Genomic DNA, 20,876 nt, shown 5'->3' on the forward strand with positions numbered 1-20,876 from the left:
CTTCCATGGCTGCCGCCGCTTCGTCGTCTTCTGCAGCATCTCTGCCCCGTACTGGCGCTGAGATCCGTGCGGCGTTCCTGTGCTTCTACCAGGAACGGGGTCACAAGGTGATGGCAAGTGCCTCGTTGATTCCAGAGGATCCAACAGTGCTGCTCACCATTGCTGGGATGTTGCCGTTTAAGCCGGTGTTCCTTGGTCAGCAGCAGCGGCCAGCTCCGCGGGCCACCAGTAGTCAAAAGTGCATTCGCACCAACGACATTGAGAACGTGGGTCGTACGGCGCGGCATCACACGTTTTTTGAAATGCTCGGCAATTTTTCCTTCGGGGATTATTTCAAGCAACAGGCGATTGAGTGGGCATGGCAACTGAGTACGGAGGTGTTTGGCATTGATCCCAAGCATCTGGTGGTGAGTGTCTTTCGTGAAGACGACGAGGCGGAACAGATTTGGCGAGATGTGGTGGGGGTGAACCCCAAGCGGATCATCCGCATGGATGAAGCCGATAACTTTTGGGCGTCTGGTCCGACAGGTCCCTGTGGACCCTGTTCGGAGATCTACTACGACTTCAAGCCTGAACTGGGTGATGAGGGCATCGACCTCGAAGACGATGACCGCTTCATCGAGTTTTACAACTTGGTGTTCATGCAATACAACCGTGATGCTGAGGGGAGTCTCACGCCATTGGCGAACCGGAACATCGACACGGGTCTGGGTCTTGAGCGGATGGCTCAGATTCTCCAGAAGGTTCCTAACAACTACGAAACAGATCTGATTTTTCCGCTGATCCAAGCGGCAGCTGATTGTGCTGGTGTCGACTATCACCAGCTCGACGATGCGGGAAAGACGTCTCTCAAGGTGATTGGCGACCACAGCCGTGCCGTGACGCAGCTGATCTGTGATGGGGTTACGGCCAGCAATTTGGGACGTGGGTACATTCTGCGTCGTCTATTGCGTCGTGTCGTCAGGCACGGGCGGTTGATCGGGATTAATCGGCCCTTCCTGGTGATGATGGGTGAGGCTTCGATCGCCCTTCTAAAAGACGCCCACCCCTCAGTGCTCGAGCGGCAGGAGGTGATCTTGGCCGAGCTTCAACGGGAGGAATCGCGCTTCTTGGAAACCTTGGAAAGGGGCGAGAAGCTGCTCTCCGAAGTGCTGGACAGCAAGCCGAAGCAGATCAGTGGAGCCCAAGCCTTTGAGCTGTACGACACCTATGGCTTCCCCTTAGAGCTCACCCAAGAAATCGCCGAGGAGCAGGGGCTCGAGGTTGATTTGGCCGGCTTTGAGGAGGCGATGGAGCAACAACGTCAACGGGCCAAGGCCGCGGCGGTGAGCATCGATCTCACCTTGCAGGATGCGATCGATCAGGTGGTTGCCACGCAAAACGCCACCGCTTTCCAGGGCTACCAGGTTCTGGAACAACCCAGCTGCGTGCAGGCGTTAGTGGCCAACGGTGAGCCGGCTACCTCTGCCTCCGCGGGCGACCATGTGCAAATCGTGCTCGAGTCAACCCCGTTCTATGGCGAAGGTGGCGGCCAGGTGGGAGACCGCGGGGTGCTGTCTGGTGCCGATGTCATCGTTGCGATTGAGTCGGTGAGCCGCAGTCGCGATGTATTCGTGCATGCCGGACGGATTGAACGCGGCCAGCTAACGGTGGGTGATGCGATCACAGCGCAGGTGGACCGAGCCTGTCGTCGGCGTGCCCAGGCGAATCACACCGCAACCCATCTGCTTCAGGCGGCACTGAAGCAAGTCGTGGATCCAGGGATCGGACAGGCGGGGTCTCTTGTCGATTTTGATCGCCTGCGATTCGACTTCCACGCCCCGCAAGCGGTGACGACTGAGCAGTTAGAGCAGATCGAAACGTTGATCAATGGCTGGATCGCCGAGGCCCATGGCCTCTTGGTGGAGGAGATGGCGATTGACCAGGCGAAGGCGGCTGGTGCCGTCGCCATGTTTGGCGAGAAGTACGCCGACGTGGTGCGTGTTGTGGATGTGCCTGGGGTGTCGATGGAACTGTGTGGCGGAACGCATGTGGCCAACACCGCAGAAATTGGTCTGTTCAAGATCGTTGGCGAGAGTGGTGTTGCCGCCGGAATTCGCAGAATTGAAGCTGTGGCTGGGGCCTCAGTATTGGGGTATCTCAATGAGCGTGAGCTTGTGGTGAAGCAGCTCGGCGATCGCTTCAAGGCGCAGCCCGGTGAGATCGTTGAGCGGGTTGTGGCGTTGCAGGACGAGCTGAAGAGCACCGGCAAGGCTCTGATTGCTGCTCAGGCGGAATTAGCAGTTGCCAAGTCGGCAGCATTGGCGACAAAGGCCGTTGCCATTGGCAGTTTTCAACTGTTGGTGGAACGTTTAGATGGGGTGGATGGCGCGGGGTTGCAGGGAGCTGCCCAGAGTCTGGCTGCTCAGTTGGGCGATGGTGCTGCCGTGGTGCTCGGCGGCCTGCCCGATCCATCTGATCAAGGAAAGGTGATTTTGGTGGCGGCGTTTGGCAAAGACGTGATCGCTGCCAAGCAACAGGCCGGCAAATTCATTGGAACGATCGCCAAGCTCTGCGGCGGCGGCGGCGGCGGACGTCCAAACCTGGCTCAGGCGGGTGGACGGGACGGAGCGGCTCTGGCTGGAGCGTTGGAGACAGCACGAACGGAGTTGGAGGCTACATTTCAGTAACCAGGCTGGTGTTCGCCCCATCGGGGCACTCTTAGAGACATCTCCACAGGGTTCAGAGTGTTTTCAGTCTTGGAGGTAGGTGGTTTGCCGGAGGCTGCTTTCCAGGTGATCAAGCAGACGTCTTGACTCTTCGATCCTGAGTTTCCCGTTGCTGATCGCCCCTTCGGCGGCGATCCGTAACCGTTCCAACAACAGATCTGGATCATGTTCCATGGCCTTCAGGACGTCGGCGTTGGTGTCGCCACGAACCACATGATCCACTCGATAACTCCCGCCAGGGCTCAGGCGGATATGCACGGCGTTGGTCGTGCCGAACAGGTTGTGCAAATTGCCCATTACCTCTTGATAAGCACCACTTAAAAAGAGTCCGATCAAGTAGGGCTCATTCTCGATGAGTGGATGCAGCTCGAGCAGGGGTTTGGCTTGGCCATTCCCGATAAACCGATTGAGGCGACCATCGGAATCGCAGGTGAGGTCAGCCAGGCTGGCCAAAAGTGTTGGACGCTCTTCGAGGCGTTGGAGCGGAACCACTGGAAAGATTTGATCGATCGCCCAGGTGTCTGGGGCTGATCGGAACACCGAGAGGTTGGCGTAATACGTCTCCGCCAGCGCAGCTTTGAGGGCTTGGAGTTCCTCGGGGACGGAAGGCCCAGTTGGCAAGCGTTCCGCAATGGCAGCAGCGCAGGCCCAAGTGAGTTGTTCGGCGGTCGCCCGTTCTGGCAGCCCTGCATATCCCAGCCGGAATGCTGCCAGCGCGTCTTGCTTGAACTTCAAGGCATCGTTCCAGGCCTCCTGCAGGGGAGGCAGATCGTCTTGGTCTGAACCATCAAGGTTGTGGATCGTCTCGAGCGTGGTCCGCAGATTGCGAACAATCAGCGGCTCGTCTTCTGTTGCGGGGGGGATCGAGGCGGGCAATCGGCTGCTGCCAAGCACATCGAACACCAGCAAGGAGAAATGGCTGGCAATGGCGCGACCGCTTTCGCTCACCAGCGTTGGCAGGGCTACCCCATTGGGTTCGCAGCATTCCCGCACCGTGGCCACAACATCGTTGGCGTAGTTCTGCAGTGAGTAGTTGGTGGAGGCTGCCGTTGCTGTGCGGCTGCCGTCGTAGTCGATCCCTAAGCCGCCACCCACATCAAGGAATCCCATCGGTGCACCGAGGCGGGTGAGTTCCACATAGATCTGTCCGGCTTCCTGGAGCGCGTCCTTCAGCACGGCAATGTCGTTGATTTGGCTGCCGATGTGGAAATGCAGGAGCCGTAGATCGTCGAGTAGGCCGTGCTCCCGCAAGCGTTCGACGGTCGTCAGTAGGTCGGGGATGGCGAGTCCGAATTTGGCTTTGTCGCCGACGGAGCTGCCCCACCGGCCTGTACTGCGGCTGGCCAGCTTGGCGCGAATGCCGATGTACGGCGCGGCCCCCAAGTTGCGGCTCGCCTCGATAATGCGATCTACTTCATCGGGTTGTTCGATCACCACCACTGGGCGACGCCCCAAGCGCCTCGCCAAAATTGCAGTTTCGATGTACAGCCGATCTTTGTAGCCGTTGCAAATCAGTAGAGCGTCTGGATCGTCGAGGAGTGAAAGCGCAATGAGCAGTTCCGCTTTGCTCCCTGCCTCCAGCCCGAAGTTCCAACGCTTGCCGCAACTCACCAGCTCTTCCACGACGTGGCGCTGCTGGTTGCATTTCACCGGGAATACACCCTGATATCGCCCCTTGTAGCCGTATTGGGCGATCGCGCGTTCAAAGGCGCTGTGGAGCCGTTCGAGCCGGTCTTCAAGGATGTCGTCGAAGCGAATCAGGAGAGGAAGGCTGAGGTTGCGACTGCGCAACTCCTGAACAAGGTCGTGGAGATCCAGGCTTCCGCCCCGCTCACCCTGCGGTTGAACGCTGATGTGGCCGCGGGCATTAACGGAAAAATAAGGCTCGCCCCATCGCTCCAAGCCATACAGCTCAGTACTGTCCTGAATCGACCAGCCTTCGCCGTCTGCCACGTTTTCGCGCAAGGGGGATTGCAGAAATCTAGGGACTTTCGTCGTCCCAGTTCAGGGCATGTGCTTGCCAAGCGGGTGGGCCACCGTGGACGATGACGACGTTTTTCATTACTGCTCCTCTCTATGGCTGAACGCACTTTCGTCGCCATTAAGCCTGACGGTGTCCAACGCGGCCTGGTCGGCGAAATCCTCGGTCGTTTTGAGCGCAAAGGATTCAAGTTGGTGGGTCTGAAGCAGATCACCCCCAGTCGTGCCCTCGCGGAGGAGCACTACGGCGTTCATAAAGAGCGTCCTTTCTTCGCTGGTTTGGTGGGCTTCATCACGTCGGGTCCGGTGGTTGCCATGGTTTGGGAGGGCGACGGCGTGATCGCCAGTGCCCGCAAGCTGATTGGTGCCACAAAGCCGTTGGAGTCCGAGCCCGGCACCATCCGAGGTGATTTGGCCGTGAATATTGGTCGCAACGTGATCCATGGATCCGATGCTCCAGAAACCGCAGAGTTCGAGATTGGTCTTTGGTTCCAGCCTTCTGAACTGAACGACTGGAGCCCTTCGGATCAAGCCTGGCGCGTTGAAGATTGATGGCCTGATGGCTTTTTGACTGGATGGTTATGGCATCGCCCTGAATGGCGGTGGTGCCATGACCACCCTGTTGGCGGTGATCAGACGTTGTGGTGTGGGGGTTTCTGAAAACGCCCCCAATGGAATGCCTTTAAGAGGTCGTCGTCAGGGGCCCCAAGCCAGGCATCGGTTATCGCATTGGCGAGTAAATCAGCTGTGATGGCCGCTAACAGCACCCCATTTCGATGGTGTCCGCAGGCCAGCCAGAGTCCACCGATTGGGCCTGGGCCCAGCAAGGGGCCTTCATCGGGAGTGCAGGGTCTGAATCCCCACCAGCGCTCCATGGGTGGCCAGCTTCCTGCCATGGGTAAGAGGTCTTGGATCCCGGCTTGCAGTTGGCTTTGTCCATCCGGAGTTAGTCCAGCCGTAAACCCGGCGCTTCGCTCACTGGTAGCCCCAACCACAATTAAACCGTCTTCCCGCGGCACCAGATAGGTGCCTGGCCCAAAAATCACACGCTTCAGCGCTTTGCGAGGCCCTTGTAGGGAAAGCATTTGGCCTTTCACGGGGAAAATCGGGAGTTCTGGAACTAATTTTTGGCTCCAAGCCCCGCTGCATAAAACCGCCATTCGGCAGGGATGGTGCTGCACCTCTCCTTCAGCGGTGCGCAAGCTGATCTGCTGGAGCTCTTGGCTGTCGCTATGGCGACTGAGGGCCTGAACCTCTGCCCCCTCTAGGAATTGCACACCGAGGGAGACACAGGCTTTTTCCAGGGCCCGCATCAATTGACGCCGGTTGTCGATTTGACCGTCCTGCTCAAACAGCAACCCCGCTTGCCAGTGGGGGGCTAATCCAGGTACCTCTTGCTCTAGAGCCTTGCGGGTGAGTGATTGTCCGAGGGCGGCCGTCGGGTGGCGCCTGCTGTCATCCTCCGTGGCGAACGGCACCACAATTCCACTCATCCGCAAACCACAGGTGAGTCCGCTGTCGTGTTCGATCTGGGCGACCCATTGCGGGATCAGCGCAAGACTCCGCTCCCCCAATGTAAGCAATTGGCCGCTGAGCCCCTCTGCGTGGGGAGCCAGCATGCCGGCTGCGACGAAGCCTGCGGCTTCATTCCGATTGCGGCTGATCACGCGGACTGCATGACCACGTCGGGCCAATTGATGGGCGATGGCTAGGCCCATCAGCCCTCCGCCCAGTACGACGATCGGTGGTGTTGTGGTCATGGTTGGCAGCGCAGCGCTTTGAAACCGCTGTTCAGCAGATGATTCAGACCGATCAAGGCAGATAAAACATCAGCTGTTGCAGGCTTCATGCTGTCCATTGGCCCATGTCAATTCTGATAAGGACGGGCCTGGTTCCATAGGATTCAGACATCAGCTTCATACCGCGGACGCATGGCCGACGCAGCAACCCAACTCCCCTGGGAGGCCGTTATTGGTCTTGAGACCCACGTGCAGTTAGGCACGGACAGCAAAATTTTTACGGCGGCATCGACCACCTTTGGCGATGAGCCCAACACGCACATCGACCCCGTTGTCTGCGGTTTGCCGGGCACCTTGCCGGTGCTGAATCAGAAGGTTCTTGAGTACGCCGTGAAGGCAGCGATGGCCCTGAATTTGAATATCGCAGAGCACAGCAAATTTGATCGCAAACAATATTTTTATCCCGATCTACCTAAGAACTATCAGATCTCTCAGTTCGATCAACCGATCGCAGAGGAGGGCTGGATTGAGGTGGAAGTCGCTGAGAAAGGCAAAGACACCTATCTCAAAACGATTGGGATCGAACGGCTCCATATGGAGGAGGACGCGGGCAAGCTTGTCCACGCCGGCAGTGATCGCCTGGCCGGTTCGACCCATTCGTTGGTGGATTACAACCGCGCTGGCGTGGCCTTGGCCGAAATCGTTAGCAAGCCCGATCTGCGTACAGGCCGTGAAGCTGCGGAATACGCCTCTGAAATTCGGCGGATCATGCGCTATTTGGGGGTGAGCGACGGGAACATGCAGGAGGGCTCCCTTCGCTGCGACGTCAATATTTCGGTGCGTCGAGGACCAGATGCTCCCTTTGGCACAAAAGTGGAGATCAAGAATATGAATTCCTTCTCCGCGATTCAGAAGGCTGTCGATTACGAGATCAAACGCCAGGTGAAGGCCTACGAGGCGGGAGAGCCTGTGGTGCAAGAAACCCGGCTGTGGGATGAAGGCAAGCAGCTCACCAAGAGCATGCGTAGCAAGGAGGGCGCCAGTGACTACCGCTATTTCCCCGACCCCGATCTCGGTCCGATTGAAGTCAGTGCCGAACAGCGCGAGGGCTGGCGGGCTGAATTGCCTGAGCTGCCTGCGGCAAAACGTCATCGTTATGCCGACGACTTGGGCTTGTCCCAATACGACGCCCGGGTGCTCACTGACGAGCGCCAGATGGCGGATTACTTCGAGGCGGTGGTGACTGCTGGAGCTGACGCCAAGCTCTCCGCGAATTGGATCACCGGTGATCTTGCGGCTTACGTCAACAGCAATCGGCTCAGTTTTGCGGCATTGCCGTTCCGTCCGGAGCAGTTGTCGGAAATGGTTCAGCTCATTGATGGCGGCAAGATCAGCGGAAAAATTGCCAAAGAAATCCTGCCCGAGCTGTTGGAGAAGGGCGGATCACCCAAGGCGATTGTTGATGAACGCGGCCTTGGAATGATTAGCGACCCGGCGGCGATCGAAGCGATTGTCGATGAGCTGTTGGGCGCCCATCCAGAGGAGGTTGAGGCGTTCCGCGGCGGTAAAACCAAACTGCAGGGCTTCTTTGTAGGGCAATTGATGAAGAAGACGGGCGGGAAGGCGGATCCGAAGCTGGCGAATCAAATTTTGAGCCAGAAACTCAAGGGTGGATGACGGCCACGAGCGCCATTCCGGAGGCCTGGCGCCAGTGGCTCATCCACAACCGCGATCGTGGTTGTGCGCGTGAAGAGATTGTTGAACGCGCCGTCGCCAAGGGATTTCCCCTAGTGGCGATCAATGCTGTGCTCGATACCCCTGCTCAGAACGAAGCTGCACTGATCTCGTCCGATGGGCTGAAGCCGCCGGTCTGGTCGCAGTGGTTCAACGCACCAATCACGGATCCGCAGCATCAGCCGCGAGCTGTTCGCGTGGCAACACCCCACGCCCAGCTGTATCAGTTGCCGTCTTTGCTGTCGCCTCTGGAATGCCAAGAGTTGATCGAGGCGATCAACTCGGCGTTATTGCCATCCACGGTGACCCGTGGCACGTACGATTACCGCACCAGTCGCACGTGCCATTTGCGTCATCATCATCCTCTGCTCTCCCGCCGCTTGGATCAACGCTTTGCGGAGTTATTGGATGTGGATCCACGCTTTTCGGAACCCATTCAGGGTCAGCGGTATGACTCGGGTGAGTATTTCAAGCAACACACCGATTGGTTTTCACCTGGCACCAAAGAGTTTGATCACAACACCAGGAATGGTGGGCAGCGAACTTGGACGGTGATGGTGTATCTCAATGCCGTGCAATTGGGTGGTGAGACGTGGTTTAAGCATCTGGACCAACGGTTTACCCCACGGCCTGGATTGGGTTTGGCTTGGAACAATCTTCAAGTAGATGGAACCCCAAATCGGAACACATTGCATGAAGCCATGCCGGTTGATGTTGGAAGCAAATGGGTGATTACAAAGTGGTTCCGAGAACGGACGGGACGGAATGGATAGCGACAGGCATTGATGGTTCATGGTTCTGTATTGATTCGGATTGATCAATAAAACTTGGTGAGTTAATCAATCTCGAATCATTCGTCCGAACATTTTCACTTTTCATCTGTATTGATGAATTGCATTGCTCGTTTGCCTTTGATTAAAGGAGTGCATCGAGTTGATCGTTGAGGTCATCGATCAGGCCAATGTTGTTGATCACAGCATCTGCGCGTTGCGCTTTGATGTCGATCGGCCATTGCGCCGCGATGCGTTGTGTTGCTTCGGTATCCGTGTAGTTGTTGCGTGCCATCAAGCGTTCTTTTTGTTGCAGTGCTGTACAGCGGACCACCCAAATCTCGCTGCACCACGCCTCGAGGCCGGCTTCAAACAGGAGTGGAATCATCAAAATCACGATCGGGGCGTCTGGCAAGGCTCGAAGTGCGTCATCAAAACGTCGCTGCACAATTGGATGAACGAGCTGTTCTAGCCAGCTCCGTTCATTGGGATCGTTAAACACAATCGAGGCCAGGCCAGCGCGGTCGATCTCTGACGTTCCATCTTTGATGACGCGATTGCCATAGCGCGACACAACAGCATTGCTTGCAGATGTTCCGGGGGTGAGTGCCTCTCGTGCGTAGAGATCTGCATCCAACACAGGACAGCCTCGTTTCTTGAGTAACGCCGCAACACTGCTTTTCCCGCTGGCAATGCCACCGGTGAGCCCGATGCGTCTCTGGGGTGGCCAATCGCCAAACGTCATGGTGGCGGAGGAAGATGAGTGAAGTCTCTCTTGCCGACGCGGCCGAAGCGATGGCTTCTATTTGGTCTCCCATCGATGGTGGGGTCACGGCGCCGAACGGTTTTGAGGCGGCAGGGGTTGTGGTGGGCCTTAAGCCCTCTGGTCGCCCAGATCTTGCCTTGATCCTCGCCCCAGACGAAGCGGTGTGTGCAGGCACGTTCACCACGTCCGTCGTGCGTGCCGCCTGTGTGGATCTCTGCGCGGAGCGGCTCTCCAGTCGAGACGGTCGGATGCGAGCCGTGTTGATCAACTCAGGCCAGGCGAACGCTTGCACTGGTGACCGTGGATTGTTGGATAGTCAGCGAGCGACGCAAGCCGTTGCGGACCAGTTGGGCCTTGATCCGGAAACCGTGCTGATCTGTTCCACCGGTGTGATCGGCGTACCGATCCCGATGTCAACGCTGTTGTCTGGCCTGGGGTCTCTGATCGCCGCGTTGTCGGATGGAGGTGGTCCTGCCGCCGCGCAGGCGATTCTCACCACAGATCTTGTGGAGAAACAGGCTGCTGTTCAGGCTGAGTTTGGGGGGCGAACGGTGCGGATTGGCGGGATGGCCAAGGGCTCCGGAATGATCCATCCGAACATGGCCACGATGCTCGGCTTCTTCAGCTGCGATGCCGGCATGGAGGCAGACATTTGGCGCGGGATGGTGCGCCGAGCGGTTCAGCGCTCATTCAATGCCATCACCGTGGACGGCGATACAAGTACGAACGACACGGTGTTGGCCTTCAGTGCTGGTGCGCCATTGGCTGTGGAGCACCATGCCCATTTAGAGGAGGGCCTCACGGAGGTGATGCAGCAATTGGCTCAAGCGATTGCTAGGGATGGCGAAGGAGCCACCTGCTTGATGGAGGTTCAGGTGAACGGTGCGGTGGATGAGGCTGCGGCCCTGCGCGTTGCCCGCACCATTTGTGGTTCCTCCCTTGTGAAAACAGCTGTGCATGGCCGTGATCCGAACTGGGGTCGGATTGTGGCTGCTGCAGGTCGGGCTGATGTTGCTTTCGACCCCGAAGCTGTGGAGCTTTGGATTGGTCCCCATCAATTAATGGATCGGGGCCAACCTGTCGTTTTTGATCGTGCAGCGGCTAGCGATGCCCTTCGCGAGGAAACCGTTCAGATCCGCCTTTGTATTGGTCAGGGATCTGGAAATGGTTGTGCTTGGGGATGTGATTTGTCGGATCAATATGTGCGTATTAATGCCGATTACACAACTTAGATGACATCTATGGAGCAAGGATCGGCATTGGCTCCTTGGAATCAATTTGAATTTGTTTTTTGAGATCTGTTTTGCAAATAAGAATGATCCTGACCTTTGGTGATGACTGTGCGTCCTTTGTCACTTTTTTGTGCGTTTGAATGCGGTTTGGCGTTGAAATCTCTGGCAAAATAAACTGATTAAACCTTTCTCTAGATGGCTCAATCCCAGCCTGTTGAATCGACCGTCGTGGGACGGCCACGTTTCTGGGTTGGTCCACTGGTGGCTGGGTGCTGTTTTGCCATGGGATTTGGTGTGACCAACCGCGTGGTGAGCCTGCAGAGCGATAGGAAGCCTGTGCAAACACAGCGCTTTGCCCCGTCTTATTTCCCGGGTGATTCCTTGCAGAATCTGCGTTCAATCCACCGGGGTGACGCGCATGTTCAGGTGGATTTAGCCGCCCGAAAGCCGGCCTCGGCGGAGCCAGACGCGGCCGTTCTGCCGTCGGATCCCACCGCTCTTGAGACAAGCCTGGCGCCTCAGCTCCCACTGGATGAGGAGAGGCCCTGGACGGCCCCAACTTGGTCTGATCCTGATGCCGATCTTGTGCCCACTGCGTCGTCGACGGAATTGATTCCCAACCTGGACCCAACGCCAGCCCCCGCATCTGCTCTGCTCGCCCCACCCCCGGAGGTTCTCCCTCCTTCTTTTGTTGCGGAGAACGACGCCCAACAGCTGCTCCCACTGCAACCGTTGATGCCTCCCTCCCAGCCCTGATCGGCCAGACGCGCCTTGGATCTGCCACAGTTTCTGTGTACGCCAATGGTCCATGGGCTCCCCGGACGCCTTGATACGCGCAGCAGTTCATCGGATCAGTGCTCGGGTCGGCCATGGTTTGGCCGATACGGCTGCTGAGCTGGCAGTCTTTGCGAAGGATGCTCCCGAGCGGTTTCGCCAGGAATGGGAGCTATTTCAAGAAGAAGTGCGCGAAGAAGCCGAGCGCTTGGAACGCGGTGACTCCTCCCCTGTTGCGTCTGATGCTGATTCCATTCAGGGACCAACGACTGAATCCCCACAGCAGGTGATTGATCGTTTGCGCGCCAGCGTTGCTGACCTCAGTCAGCGGATCGAGGCGCGTTCTTAATGCGTCGTTTGAACATCGCGTTTGGTTTGCAGCGGGCCATCCGTGCACTGGTGATTTGGCGTGCCGTTCTCACCCTTTTGTTGTTGCTGTGGTGGGACGGCCAATCTTGGACCTATCGCGGTGGGGCGACACGGGAGCGCCGCGCTGAACGTCAGCAACAACGTGCTCAGTGGCTGACCCGTCAGCTGTTGCAATTGGGGTCGGCGTTTATCAAGCTCGGGCAGCTGTTGTCCTCTAGGCCCGACATCCTTCCAGCCGGGTGGGTGAGTGAGCTGGCGTCCCTTCAGGACAATGTGCCGGCTTTCAGTTTCGATCGTGTTCAGACGGTGTTGGAGGAGGAGCTCGGCCAGCGCTGCGCTGAGGTGATTGATCTTGACCCCCAACCCCTCGGGGCAGCGTCTCTTGCCCAAGTGCATCGCGCCAGCTTGCGCAGTGGTCGGCAGGTGGTGCTCAAAGTGCAACGGCAAGGGCTGGATCGCCGTTTTCGCCTCGACCTCGATGTGATGCAGCAGGTCGCGGCGGTGTTGCAGCGTCATCCCACTTGGGGGCGGGGTCGTGATTGGCCTGCCATGGCCCGTGAGTGTCGCCGTGTGTTGTTGCGTGAGCTCGACTTCCGGGTTGAAGCGCAATATGCGGCTCGGTTTCGTCAACAGTTTCTTGACGACGAACAGATTCGTATCCCAGGGGTGATTTGGGAGTTGAGCACCCGTCGGGTGCTTTGTTTGGACTACTTGCCCGGGATCAAAATCAATGACCGCGAGGCGATGCTTGAGGCGGGCATCAATCCCTCCGATGTAGCCGAAATCGGTGCAGCGAGTTATCTCAAACAGCTGGTGAGGTTTGGCTTTTTTCATGCCGACCCCCATCCTGGAAATCTTGCTGTCGCCAGCGACGGCGCCCTCATCTATTACGACTTCGGGATGATGGGTGTGCTGTCGGATGGTTTACGTCGCCGACTGGGATCGATGGTGCGCGCTGCCGCAGCCCGAGATTCCGCTGCCTTGGTGGCTGAATTGCAGGCGGCGGGATTGATTGGAACTGAGATTGATGTCGGCCCTGTCCGACGGTTGGTGCGCGTGATGCTGCAGGACGCGTTGACGCCTCCATTCAGTTCCAATGTGATCGACAAGCTGTCGGGCGATCTCTACGACCTTGTATACGGCCAGCCCTTTCGCTTGCCGGTTGAGTTGATCTTCGTGATGCGGGCGCTCTCCACATTTGAGGGCGTTGGCCGCAGCCTCGATCCAGCTTTTAGCCTTGTTTCGATTGCCAAGCCCTACTTACTCCCTCTGATGACGTCCAGTGGATCCGGTACGAATGATCTGTTCAATGAGCTGGGGCGCCAGGTGGGAGCCTTGAGCAGCAAAGCTGTGGGGATTCCCAGGCGCCTGGATGAAAGTTTGGAGCGCCTTGAGCAGGGCGATCTGCAACTCCAAGTTCGACTGGGTGAGTCGGACCGTCAGTTCCGGCGCATGATCGTGGCGCAACAGTCGATTGGCCAAGCCGTTCTCTTGGGCTGCTTGGCTTTGGCAACGGCGATTATTGGTGCCAGTGCTCGCCCCGTTTGGTCGCTTTTACCTGCTGCGGCCACGCTTCCTGTGGGCTTGGGCTGGTTTCGAATGCAGATGAGAATGCGACGCGATCAGCGATTGGAACAGTTACCTGGCTCCAACCGCTGAGGTTTATCGGTGGTTGATCAGGCTTTGCCGCGCGGGCCCTGGCCCACAGCACCCGCATACACGGCTTGACTGCCGAGTTCGTCTTCGATGCGCAGCAGCTGGTTGTACTTGGCGACCCGCTCGCTGCGGCTCAGGGAACCGGTCTTGATTTGGCCGGCGCGAGTGGCAACCGACAGGTCAGCGATGGTGGTGTCTTCGGTTTCGCCGCTGCGGTGGCTGATCACGCTGGTGTACCCAGAGCGACCTGCTAGATCGATGGCTTGCAGGGTTTCGGTGAGCGAACCGATCTGGTTCACCTTGATCAGGATCGAATTGGCGGTGTTGTTGTCGATTCCTTGTTGAAGTCGCTTGGTGTTGGTGACGAAGAGGTCGTCACCAACAAGTTGCACCTTGCTGCCAAGACGCTCGGTCAGCAGCTTCCAACCTTCCCAGTCGTCTTCATCCAGACCGTCTTCGATCGAGACGATCGGGAATTTCTCCACCAGTCGCTCCAGCTGGTCCACCATCTCGGCGCTGGTGTAGCTGCCGCCATCGAAGGCATAGCGACCGTCTTTGAAAAACTCGCTGCTGGCCACATCCAGGGCCAGGGAAATCTCTTCGCCCGGTTTGTAGCCGGCCTTGCTGATTGCCTCCACCAGGATTTCCCCGGCTTCCACGTTGCCGAGATCGGGTGCAAAGCCGCCTTCATCGCCAACAGCGGTACTCATGCCTTTGGCGCTGAGCAATCCTTTCAGGGTGTGGAACACTTCGGTGCCCATTCGCAGCGCTTCCCGGAAGCTCGGGGCGCCGTGGGGCACCAGCATGAACTCTTGAAAGTCCAGGCTGTTCGCGGCATGGGCACCGCCATTGATCACGTTCATCAATGGCACCGGCAAAAGATTGGCCAGCGGCCCCCCCAAATAGCGGTAGAGGGGCAAGCCCAGTCCATTGGCAGCGGCCCGTGCCGTGGCCATGCTCACCGCCAGGATTGAGTTGGCACCAAGGTTGGATTTGTTGTCGCTGCCGTCTAGCTCAAGCATCGCTGCATCGACAGCGGCTTGATCGAGTGCCGATAAGCCGCAGAGAGCAGGGGCAATGCGCTCTTCGATATGGGTGACGGCCTGGCTGACACCTTTCCCCATATATCGCGTGCCGCCATCACGAAGCTCATGGGCTTCATGGGCCCCAGTGCTCGCACCGCTAGGCACGATGGCGCGTCCCATGGCGCCGCCTTCGAGAAGCACTTCGGCCTCGACGGTTGGATTGCCCCGGGAATCGAGCACCTCCCGGGCCACGATGGTGTCGATGACGAGGTCGAGGGAATCGATCACGTTGTGACGAGGTGGTTAACCCATGAATCCTATGGGTCGCCCCTCATCAGCCCTTGTCGTGGGTGAATCACCCCGGTCAGAATATGCGCACGTTCACCCACCCGGTTTCTTCGCCATGCGGATGCTGCACACGATGCTCCGGGTGACTGATTTGGAGCGTTCGTTGGCGTTTTATACGGGTGTTTTGGGGATGAATCTGTTGCGGCGCAAGGACTATCCCAACGGCAGGTTCACCTTGGCGTTTGTTGGTTATGGCCCTGAGACCGAGCAAACGGTGTTGGAACTCACCCATAACTGGGATACCGACGCTTACAGCCTTGGTGATGCTTATGGCCACATCGCTCTTGGCGTCGACGACATTCGAACCACCTGTGCGGGAATTGCTGGAAAGGGTGGCCGTGTGGTGCGTGAACCAGGGCCGATGAAGCACGGAACCACGGTGATTGCGTTTGTCGAAGATCCCGATGGTTACAAAGTGGAGTTGATCGAGCTCTCCTCCAAAGCCGCTGTTTAACCCTGGATGACTGGTTCCCCTTCCTTCAACGGCAGCCTCACCCACGAACCCGACCGTTTCAGTGATGCAGCTTGGGATCTCCTCCTGAGTGCCCAAGATGTGGCCCGCCGTTGGCGACATGAACAACTCGATGTGGAGCATCTGATCCAGGTGCTGTTCACGGATCCAGCCAGTCGCAATTGGGTGGAAGGTTTGCCCTTGGTGGTGGATGAATTGCTGGACCGTCTGGAGGATGTGCTGGCTGATCAGCCTTCTGGGCAGGGGACGGATCTATTCATCGGCGAAGACTTGGAGCAGTTGCTGGAGTCTGCGGATGCGGTGTGCCAACGCTGGGGAGTGGAACGGATCGATGTGCCACAGCTGCTCATGGCCATTGGGGCTGATCCACGCCTCGGTGCTGAGTTGTTTGCAGGGTTGGGCTTGTCCGCCGACCGGTTGGAAGAGCTGTTGCAAGCTCCGTCCATAGCGACTCAGCTATCACAGCCCTCGCCATCACAGCCCGCGCCATCCGTGTCTCGGCCGAGCCCCCAGTCGTCTCGGCTGCCACGTCCATCTCAGCAGGCGCGGGATCCTCAGCCCCCCCGTGAGCAGCAACAGCCTTTGAATCCGCCCCAGGTGTCTCGCAGGAATGGGGCTGACGTGGCTCCACTGGAATCAGCGTTGCCATCTGCGGAATCCCAGCGCTTGGATCCGGAGGAGCACGAGGCGCCGCCCACCGCCCTTCAATCCTTCGGGCGTGATCTCACGGCGGAGGCGGAGGCCGGTCGGCTGGATCCGGTGATCGGCCGAGATAGTGAGATCCGCAATTTGATCAAGGTCTTATCGCGCCGCAGCAAAAACAATCCGGTGCTGATCGGAGCACCAGGTGTGGGCAAGACGGCCGTTGCCGAATTGTTGGCGCAGCGGATTGTGTCCGGCGAAGTGCCGGAATCGCTCCAGGGGCTGCGATTGATTTCCCTCGACCTCGGAGCCCTCATCGCCGGCGCCAAATTTCGGGGTCAATTCGAGGAACGGCTTCGCTCGGTTTTGGAGGAGGTGAGTCGCCCTGATTCGGGGGTGGTGTTGTTTGTCGACGAATTGCACACGGTGGTGGGGAGCGAGCGCAGCAGCACCGATGCCGGCAGCTTGCTGAAGCCTGCCCTCGCCAGGGGTGATCTCCGTTGTATCGGTGCCACGACGCCCGAGGACTACCGCCGCACCGTGGAGAAGGACCCAGCCTTGAATCGTCGCTTTCAGCAGGTGCTGATTCGAGAGCCGGATTTGCCTCTGAGCTTGGAGATTCTGCGTGGCTTGAAGGAGCGTTACGAGCTGCACCACGGCGTGTCGATCACGGATGAGGCGCTGCAAGCCGCGAACCGACTGGCGGATCGGTACATCAGTGATCGCTGTTTGCCCGATAAGGCCATCGATCTGATCGATGAAGCGGCTGCCCAACTCAAGATGGAAGTCACCTCCAAGCCCCAAGTGGTGGAGGAGGCAGAGGCTGATCTTCGCCGGGTTGAATTGGCCTTGCTGGCGGCAGAACAGGCCCCGGAAGCTGAGCGAATTCAGTTGCAACGCAACCGTCTCGATGGTGCGGCCCGCCTCGACGACTTACGTCGTCGTTGGCAAGAGGAGCGGAACCAATTGGACGAACTCGGCCAGTTGTTGCGTCAGGACGAAGATCTTCGCCATGCCATCGCTGAGGCGGAGCGCGACGGTGACCTGGAAGAAGCAGCGCGCTTGCAATACGACCAACTGCACACGCTTCAACAACGCCGGGAGGAGCTTGAGGCTTGTCAGGCTGAGGCGCAGGCCGCCGGCACCGCGTTATTGAGGGAGCAGGTGGAGGCTGGGGATATCGCCGATCTTGTGGCGCGATGGACGGGCATTCCCGTGCAGCGGTTGCTCGCCGGAGAGCGGCGGAAGCTATTGGCAATGGAGTCTCACCTCGGCGAACGGGTGATTGGCCAGGCGGAGGCGGTCACGGCGGTGGCAGCGGCGATTCGCCGCGCCCGAGCAGGCATGAAAGATTCGCGACGACCGGTGGGGTCGTTTTTGTTTCTTGGTCCGACCGGTGTCGGAAAAACGGAGTTAGCCAAAGCCTTGGCGGCATCCTTGTTTGATGAAGAAGAGGCGTTGGTGCGCCTTGATATGAGTGAGTTCATGGAGCGCAACGCCGTGGCGCGATTAATCGGTGCGCCGCCGGGTTACGTCGGATATGAGGAGGGTGGTCAGCTCACCGAGGCGGTGCGGCGGCGTCCTTACGCCGTCCTCCTTCTCGATGAGGTGGAGAAGGCCCATCCCGATGTGTTCAACCTGTTGTTGCAGGTGCTCGACGATGGTCGCCTCACGGATTCCCAGGGCCGAACCGTCGACTTCCGCCACACGGTTGTGGTGATGACGAGCAACCTGGCCAGCCCGGCAATTCTCGACCATGCTCGGCAAGAGAATGCTGATGATGCCGCGCTCCAACGCAAGGTGGATGAAGCGTTGGCCAGCCAATTCCGACCGGAGTTTTTGAATCGCATTGATGAGGTGATTCGATTCCGTCCGCTGCAGGTGTGGGATCTCGTGAAGATCGTGGAGTTGCAGCTCCAGGAGTTGACGAGCCTGCTGGCGGAACAGGGCCTGTCGTTGGCGGTTGGGGATGGGGTTGCTGATGCGTTGGCGCGCCAGGGCCATGAACCCGAGTACGGGGCAAGGCCCCTGCGGCGGGTTTTGCGGCGCCAGGTGGAGAACCCATTAGCCACCCAGCTTCTCGAGGATCGCTTTGCGGGAGCGACGGGTGTGAAGGTTGCTGTTGGAACCGCCGATGGAGAGCCGCTGCTGTTTGAGCCGCAACTTTGATCAAGAGGGCATCAGTTAGTGTGGATCTTTGGCGAAGTGCCTTTTGGCACCGTTGTCAACTTCCGGTCCCACCCCCCAGTGACCAGCCCCACCCAAGAGGACACCAAACCAAACGGCCCTGAGCCCTCTACAGAGTCCACCCGATCGGGTGGTTTTTTGGCAGAGACGGTTCAAGAGTTGAAATTGGTGGTTTGGCCTAGCCGACAACAGCTTTTCAGCGAATCCATCGCTGTGATCTTGATGGTCAGCCTGTCGGCCGCAACCATCGCTGCCGTGAGTCGCTTCTTTGGTTGGGCTTCATCTCAGGTGTTCCGCTGACTCGCTCCTTCCTTTCGCCGTGCCCGACGACTTGACCACACCGGACGCCCTTGAGGTGATCGATCTGCCGGCCCCGAATGCTGGGGAGGATGGAACGCTTGCCATGGAGCCTGTCGCGAATACCGCTATTGCTCGGTGGTACGCGGTTCAGGTCGCTTCGAGTTGCGAGAAAAAAGTGAAAGCCACCCTGGAACAACGGGCGGTCACCCTTGGGGTGAGCAACCGGATTCTTGAGATCGAGATTCCGCAAACGCCGGCGATCAAGCTTAAAAAAGACGGCAGCCGTCAATCCACTGAGGAGAAGGTGTTTCCTGGTTATGTGCTCGTCCGGATGGTGCTGGATGAGGACACGATGATGGCGGTGCGCAGTACACCCAACGTGATCAATTTCGTTGGTGCTGAAGATCGACGCGCTACCGGGAAAGCCCGTGGCCACATCAAGCCTCGTCCGCTTAGCCGTTCCGAGGTGGATCGCATCTTTAAGCGCGCTGCCGAGAAGAAAACCGTCGTTAAGGTCGATTTGGCCGAAGGCGATCAGATTCTTGTCACCGCTGGTCCGTTTAAAGACTTCCAGGGTGAAGTGATCGAGGTGTCTGGTGAGCGCAACAAGCTCAAAGCGTTGCTGTCCATTTTTGGACGGGAAACGCCAGTTGAGCTGGAGTTCTCCCAGATCAGCAAGCAGAACTGACATCATGGCGGCCGTCTCCCTGCGGAGGGCGGCCTTTGGGGTGGTTTTACATCCCGCCGCATCCGGCCCACGGGCTTGATGATCCGTAGTTGTCCAAACCCCTTAGTCGATGGCCAAGAAAGTCGTAGCTGTAATCAAGCTGGCCCTTCAGGCCGGCAAAGCCAACCCGGCGCCGCCCGTGGGCCCTGCCCTCGGTCAGCACGGCGTGAACATCATGATGTTCTGCAAGGAGTACAACGCTCGGACGCAGGACAAAGCCGGACTCGTGATTCCGGTGGAGATTTCGGTCTTTGAAGACCGCAGTTTCACCTTCATTACGAAGACACCTCCAGCATCTGTGTTGATCACTAAGGCTGCCGGTATCGAGAAAGGATCAGGCGATTCTGCAAAGGGCAGTGTCGGCTCCATCAGCCGCGCTCAGCTCGAGGAGATCGCAAAGACCAAGCTCCCCGATCTCAATTGCTCCAGCGTTGATTCCGCCATGCGGATCATCGAAGGCACTGCCCGCAACATGGGCGTTGCCGTTAGCGATTGATTGCTTCGTTCACGCTCAACGTTTCACTCTCAACCTCATTACCGGGGGAGACATCGCTGATGTCGTCCGTACCCCAACTCTGATATGCCCAAACTTTCAAAGCGCTTGGCCGGCTTGGTCAGCAAAATCGAGGATCGTTCCTACGGCCCTCTCGAGGCGATTGCTCTCGTCAAAGACAACGCCAACGCCAAATTTGACGAAACGATGGAAGCCCACGTGCGGCTTGGCATCGATCCCAAGTACACCGACCAGCAACTGCGCACCACGGTTGCCCTGCCCAACGGCACGGGTCAGACCGTTCGCATCGCCGTCGTCACCAGTGGTGAAAAGGTAGCTGCCGCCAAAGCTGCTGGCGCCGAGCTCGCTGGCGATGAGGATTTAGTCGAAGCGATCAGCAAGGGAGAAATGAATTTCGATCTCCTGATTGCCACTCCGGACATGATGCCCAAGGTGGCCAAACTCGGCCGCGTGCTTGGTCCGCGTGGCCTGATGCCGAACCCAAAAGCTGGAACGGTGACTACTGATCTCGCCGCTGCGATTAAAGACTTCAAGGCGGGCAAGCTCGAGTTCCGTGCCGATCGCACCGGCATCGTCCATGTACGTTTTGGCAAGGCCAGCTTCAGCGCTGATGCCTTGCTGGAAAACCTCAAGACGCTGCAAGAAACGATCGATCGCAACAAGCCCAGTGGCGCGAAGGGGCGTTATTGGAAAAGCTTGTACGTGACGTCCACGATGGGCCCATCCGTCGAAGTGGATTTCTCGGCCCTTCAGGAGATTGGTCAAGAGGGCTAACGCCCTTTGATCTATATTGAGCCATTGGCGAAAGCCAATTCGGGCATGTGCCCGGCCAGAGACAGCAGGTTGGGTCTTGGAACGTTCAAACGTCCCTCGATCTCGTAAGTCCCGCCGAGGCAAACGCGCAACATTTTTTCTCCCCCGTGAGATTGGATT

18 protein-coding genes are annotated in these 20,876 nt (G+C 58.3%); 14 read left to right on the plus strand and 4 right to left on the minus strand.

The genetic code is table 11. The annotated features are described in order from the left end of the window. Window positions 1-5: 5 nt before the first annotated feature. Complete coding sequence (alaS, locus tag BL107_RS02525; RefSeq protein WP_009788696.1) at window positions 6-2,669, plus strand: alanine--tRNA ligase; 2,664 nt, start codon at window positions 6-8, stop codon at window positions 2,667-2,669. A 63-nt stretch (window positions 2,670-2,732) separates the two neighbouring features. On the opposite strand, the gene speA is transcribed toward alaS, so the two are convergent. Further along, window positions 2,733-4,661 (minus strand): biosynthetic arginine decarboxylase, encoded by a 1,929-nt coding sequence (gene speA / locus BL107_RS02530; protein WP_037988699.1) that lies wholly within the window; start codon window positions 4,659-4,661, stop codon window positions 2,733-2,735. Between the two features lie 123 nt (window positions 4,662-4,784). Here speA and ndk point away from each other — a divergent pair, with 123 nt between their 5' ends. After that, on the plus strand, window positions 4,785-5,240 hold the full coding sequence (gene ndk / locus BL107_RS02535; RefSeq protein ID WP_009788698.1) for a nucleoside-diphosphate kinase: 456 nt from the start codon (window positions 4,785-4,787) through the stop codon (window positions 5,238-5,240). An 80-nt stretch (window positions 5,241-5,320) separates the two neighbouring features. Here the strand turns inward: ndk and thiO are convergent, their stop codons facing one another. Continuing rightward, window positions 5,321-6,448 carry a glycine oxidase ThiO gene (gene thiO, locus BL107_RS02540; protein WP_009788699.1) on the minus strand — a complete coding sequence of 376 codons (1,128 nt, stop codon included), beginning with the start codon at window positions 6,446-6,448 and terminating at the stop codon, window positions 5,321-5,323. 171 nt (window positions 6,449-6,619) lie between these two features. Here thiO and gatB point away from each other — a divergent pair, with 171 nt between their 5' ends. Together gatB and BL107_RS02550 are read left to right on the plus strand one after the other, a co-directional pair. Next, entirely contained in the window at window positions 6,620-8,104 is a 1,485-nt protein-coding gene (gene gatB, locus BL107_RS02545; RefSeq protein ID WP_009788701.1) for an Asp-tRNA(Asn)/Glu-tRNA(Gln) amidotransferase subunit GatB, read from the plus strand. Beyond that, the gene (locus BL107_RS02550) at window positions 8,101-8,934 is read left to right on the plus strand and encodes a 2OG-Fe(II) oxygenase (protein WP_009788702.1); all 834 of its coding nucleotides are present in this window, start codon (window positions 8,101-8,103) and stop codon (window positions 8,932-8,934) included. The genes gatB and BL107_RS02550 overlap by 4 nt, the downstream gene beginning before the upstream one ends. Before the next feature lie 142 nt (window positions 8,935-9,076). Here the strand turns inward: BL107_RS02550 and coaE are convergent, their stop codons facing one another. Then, window positions 9,077-9,676, minus strand: a complete 600-nt coding sequence (gene coaE, locus BL107_RS02555; RefSeq protein ID WP_009788703.1) for a dephospho-CoA kinase — start codon at window positions 9,674-9,676, stop codon at window positions 9,077-9,079. Window positions 9,677-9,690: 14 nt separating this feature from the next. On the opposite strand from coaE, the gene argJ reads away from it, so the two are divergent. The 4 genes from argJ to BL107_RS02575 all read left to right on the plus strand — a co-directional run bounded on the left by argJ (window position 9,691) and on the right by BL107_RS02575 (window position 13,731). Next, complete coding sequence (argJ, locus tag BL107_RS02560) at window positions 9,691-10,929, plus strand: bifunctional glutamate N-acetyltransferase/amino-acid acetyltransferase ArgJ (RefSeq protein ID WP_009788704.1); 1,239 nt, start codon at window positions 9,691-9,693, stop codon at window positions 10,927-10,929. Window positions 10,930-11,157: 228 nt separating this feature from the next. Then, window positions 11,158-11,685 carry a hypothetical protein gene (locus BL107_RS02565; RefSeq protein ID WP_156779369.1) on the plus strand — a complete coding sequence of 176 codons (528 nt, stop codon included), beginning with the start codon at window positions 11,158-11,160 and terminating at the stop codon, window positions 11,683-11,685. Window positions 11,686-11,737: 52 nt separating this feature from the next. Beyond that, window positions 11,738-12,052: a hypothetical protein gene (locus BL107_RS02570; RefSeq protein ID WP_009788706.1), complete on the plus strand. Its 315-nt coding sequence runs from the start codon at window positions 11,738-11,740 to the stop codon at window positions 12,050-12,052. Beyond that, window positions 12,052-13,731 (plus strand): AarF/ABC1/UbiB kinase family protein, encoded by a 1,680-nt coding sequence (locus BL107_RS02575; RefSeq protein ID WP_009788707.1) that lies wholly within the window; start codon window positions 12,052-12,054, stop codon window positions 13,729-13,731. The genes BL107_RS02570 and BL107_RS02575 overlap by 1 nt, the downstream gene beginning before the upstream one ends. Before the next feature lie 17 nt (window positions 13,732-13,748). Here the strand turns inward: BL107_RS02575 and eno are convergent, their stop codons facing one another. Next, window positions 13,749-15,041 carry a phosphopyruvate hydratase gene (eno, locus tag BL107_RS02580; protein WP_009788708.1) on the minus strand — a complete coding sequence of 431 codons (1,293 nt, stop codon included), beginning with the start codon at window positions 15,039-15,041 and terminating at the stop codon, window positions 13,749-13,751. A gap of 115 nt (window positions 15,042-15,156) precedes the next feature. Here eno and gloA point away from each other — a divergent pair, with 115 nt between their 5' ends. The 6 genes from gloA to rplA all read left to right on the plus strand — a co-directional run bounded on the left by gloA (window position 15,157) and on the right by rplA (window position 20,717). Next, entirely contained in the window at window positions 15,157-15,555 is a 399-nt protein-coding gene (gene gloA / locus BL107_RS02585) for a lactoylglutathione lyase (protein WP_009788709.1), read from the plus strand. A 6-nt stretch (window positions 15,556-15,561) separates the two neighbouring features. Next, a complete protein-coding gene (locus BL107_RS02590; protein WP_009788710.1) occupies window positions 15,562-18,384 on the plus strand; it encodes an ATP-dependent Clp protease ATP-binding subunit in 2,823 nt (940 codons plus the stop codon). A 78-nt stretch (window positions 18,385-18,462) separates the two neighbouring features. Then, window positions 18,463-18,702: a preprotein translocase subunit SecE gene (secE, locus tag BL107_RS02595; RefSeq protein WP_037988703.1), complete on the plus strand. Its 240-nt coding sequence runs from the start codon at window positions 18,463-18,465 to the stop codon at window positions 18,700-18,702. A gap of 19 nt (window positions 18,703-18,721) precedes the next feature. After that, window positions 18,722-19,390 (plus strand): transcription termination/antitermination protein NusG, encoded by a 669-nt coding sequence (gene nusG, locus BL107_RS02600; protein WP_009788712.1) that lies wholly within the window; start codon window positions 18,722-18,724, stop codon window positions 19,388-19,390. Window positions 19,391-19,499: 109 nt separating this feature from the next. After that, complete coding sequence (gene rplK / locus BL107_RS02605) at window positions 19,500-19,925, plus strand: 50S ribosomal protein L11 (protein WP_009788713.1); 426 nt, start codon at window positions 19,500-19,502, stop codon at window positions 19,923-19,925. Window positions 19,926-20,009: 84 nt separating this feature from the next. After that, window positions 20,010-20,717 (plus strand): 50S ribosomal protein L1, encoded by a 708-nt coding sequence (gene rplA, locus BL107_RS02610; protein WP_009788714.1) that lies wholly within the window; start codon window positions 20,010-20,012, stop codon window positions 20,715-20,717. Window positions 20,718-20,876: the final 159 nt, after the last annotated feature.

This window comes from Synechococcus sp. BL107 (genome assembly GCF_000153805.1).
GTDB lineage: Bacteria > Cyanobacteriota > Cyanobacteriia > PCC-6307 > Cyanobiaceae > Parasynechococcus.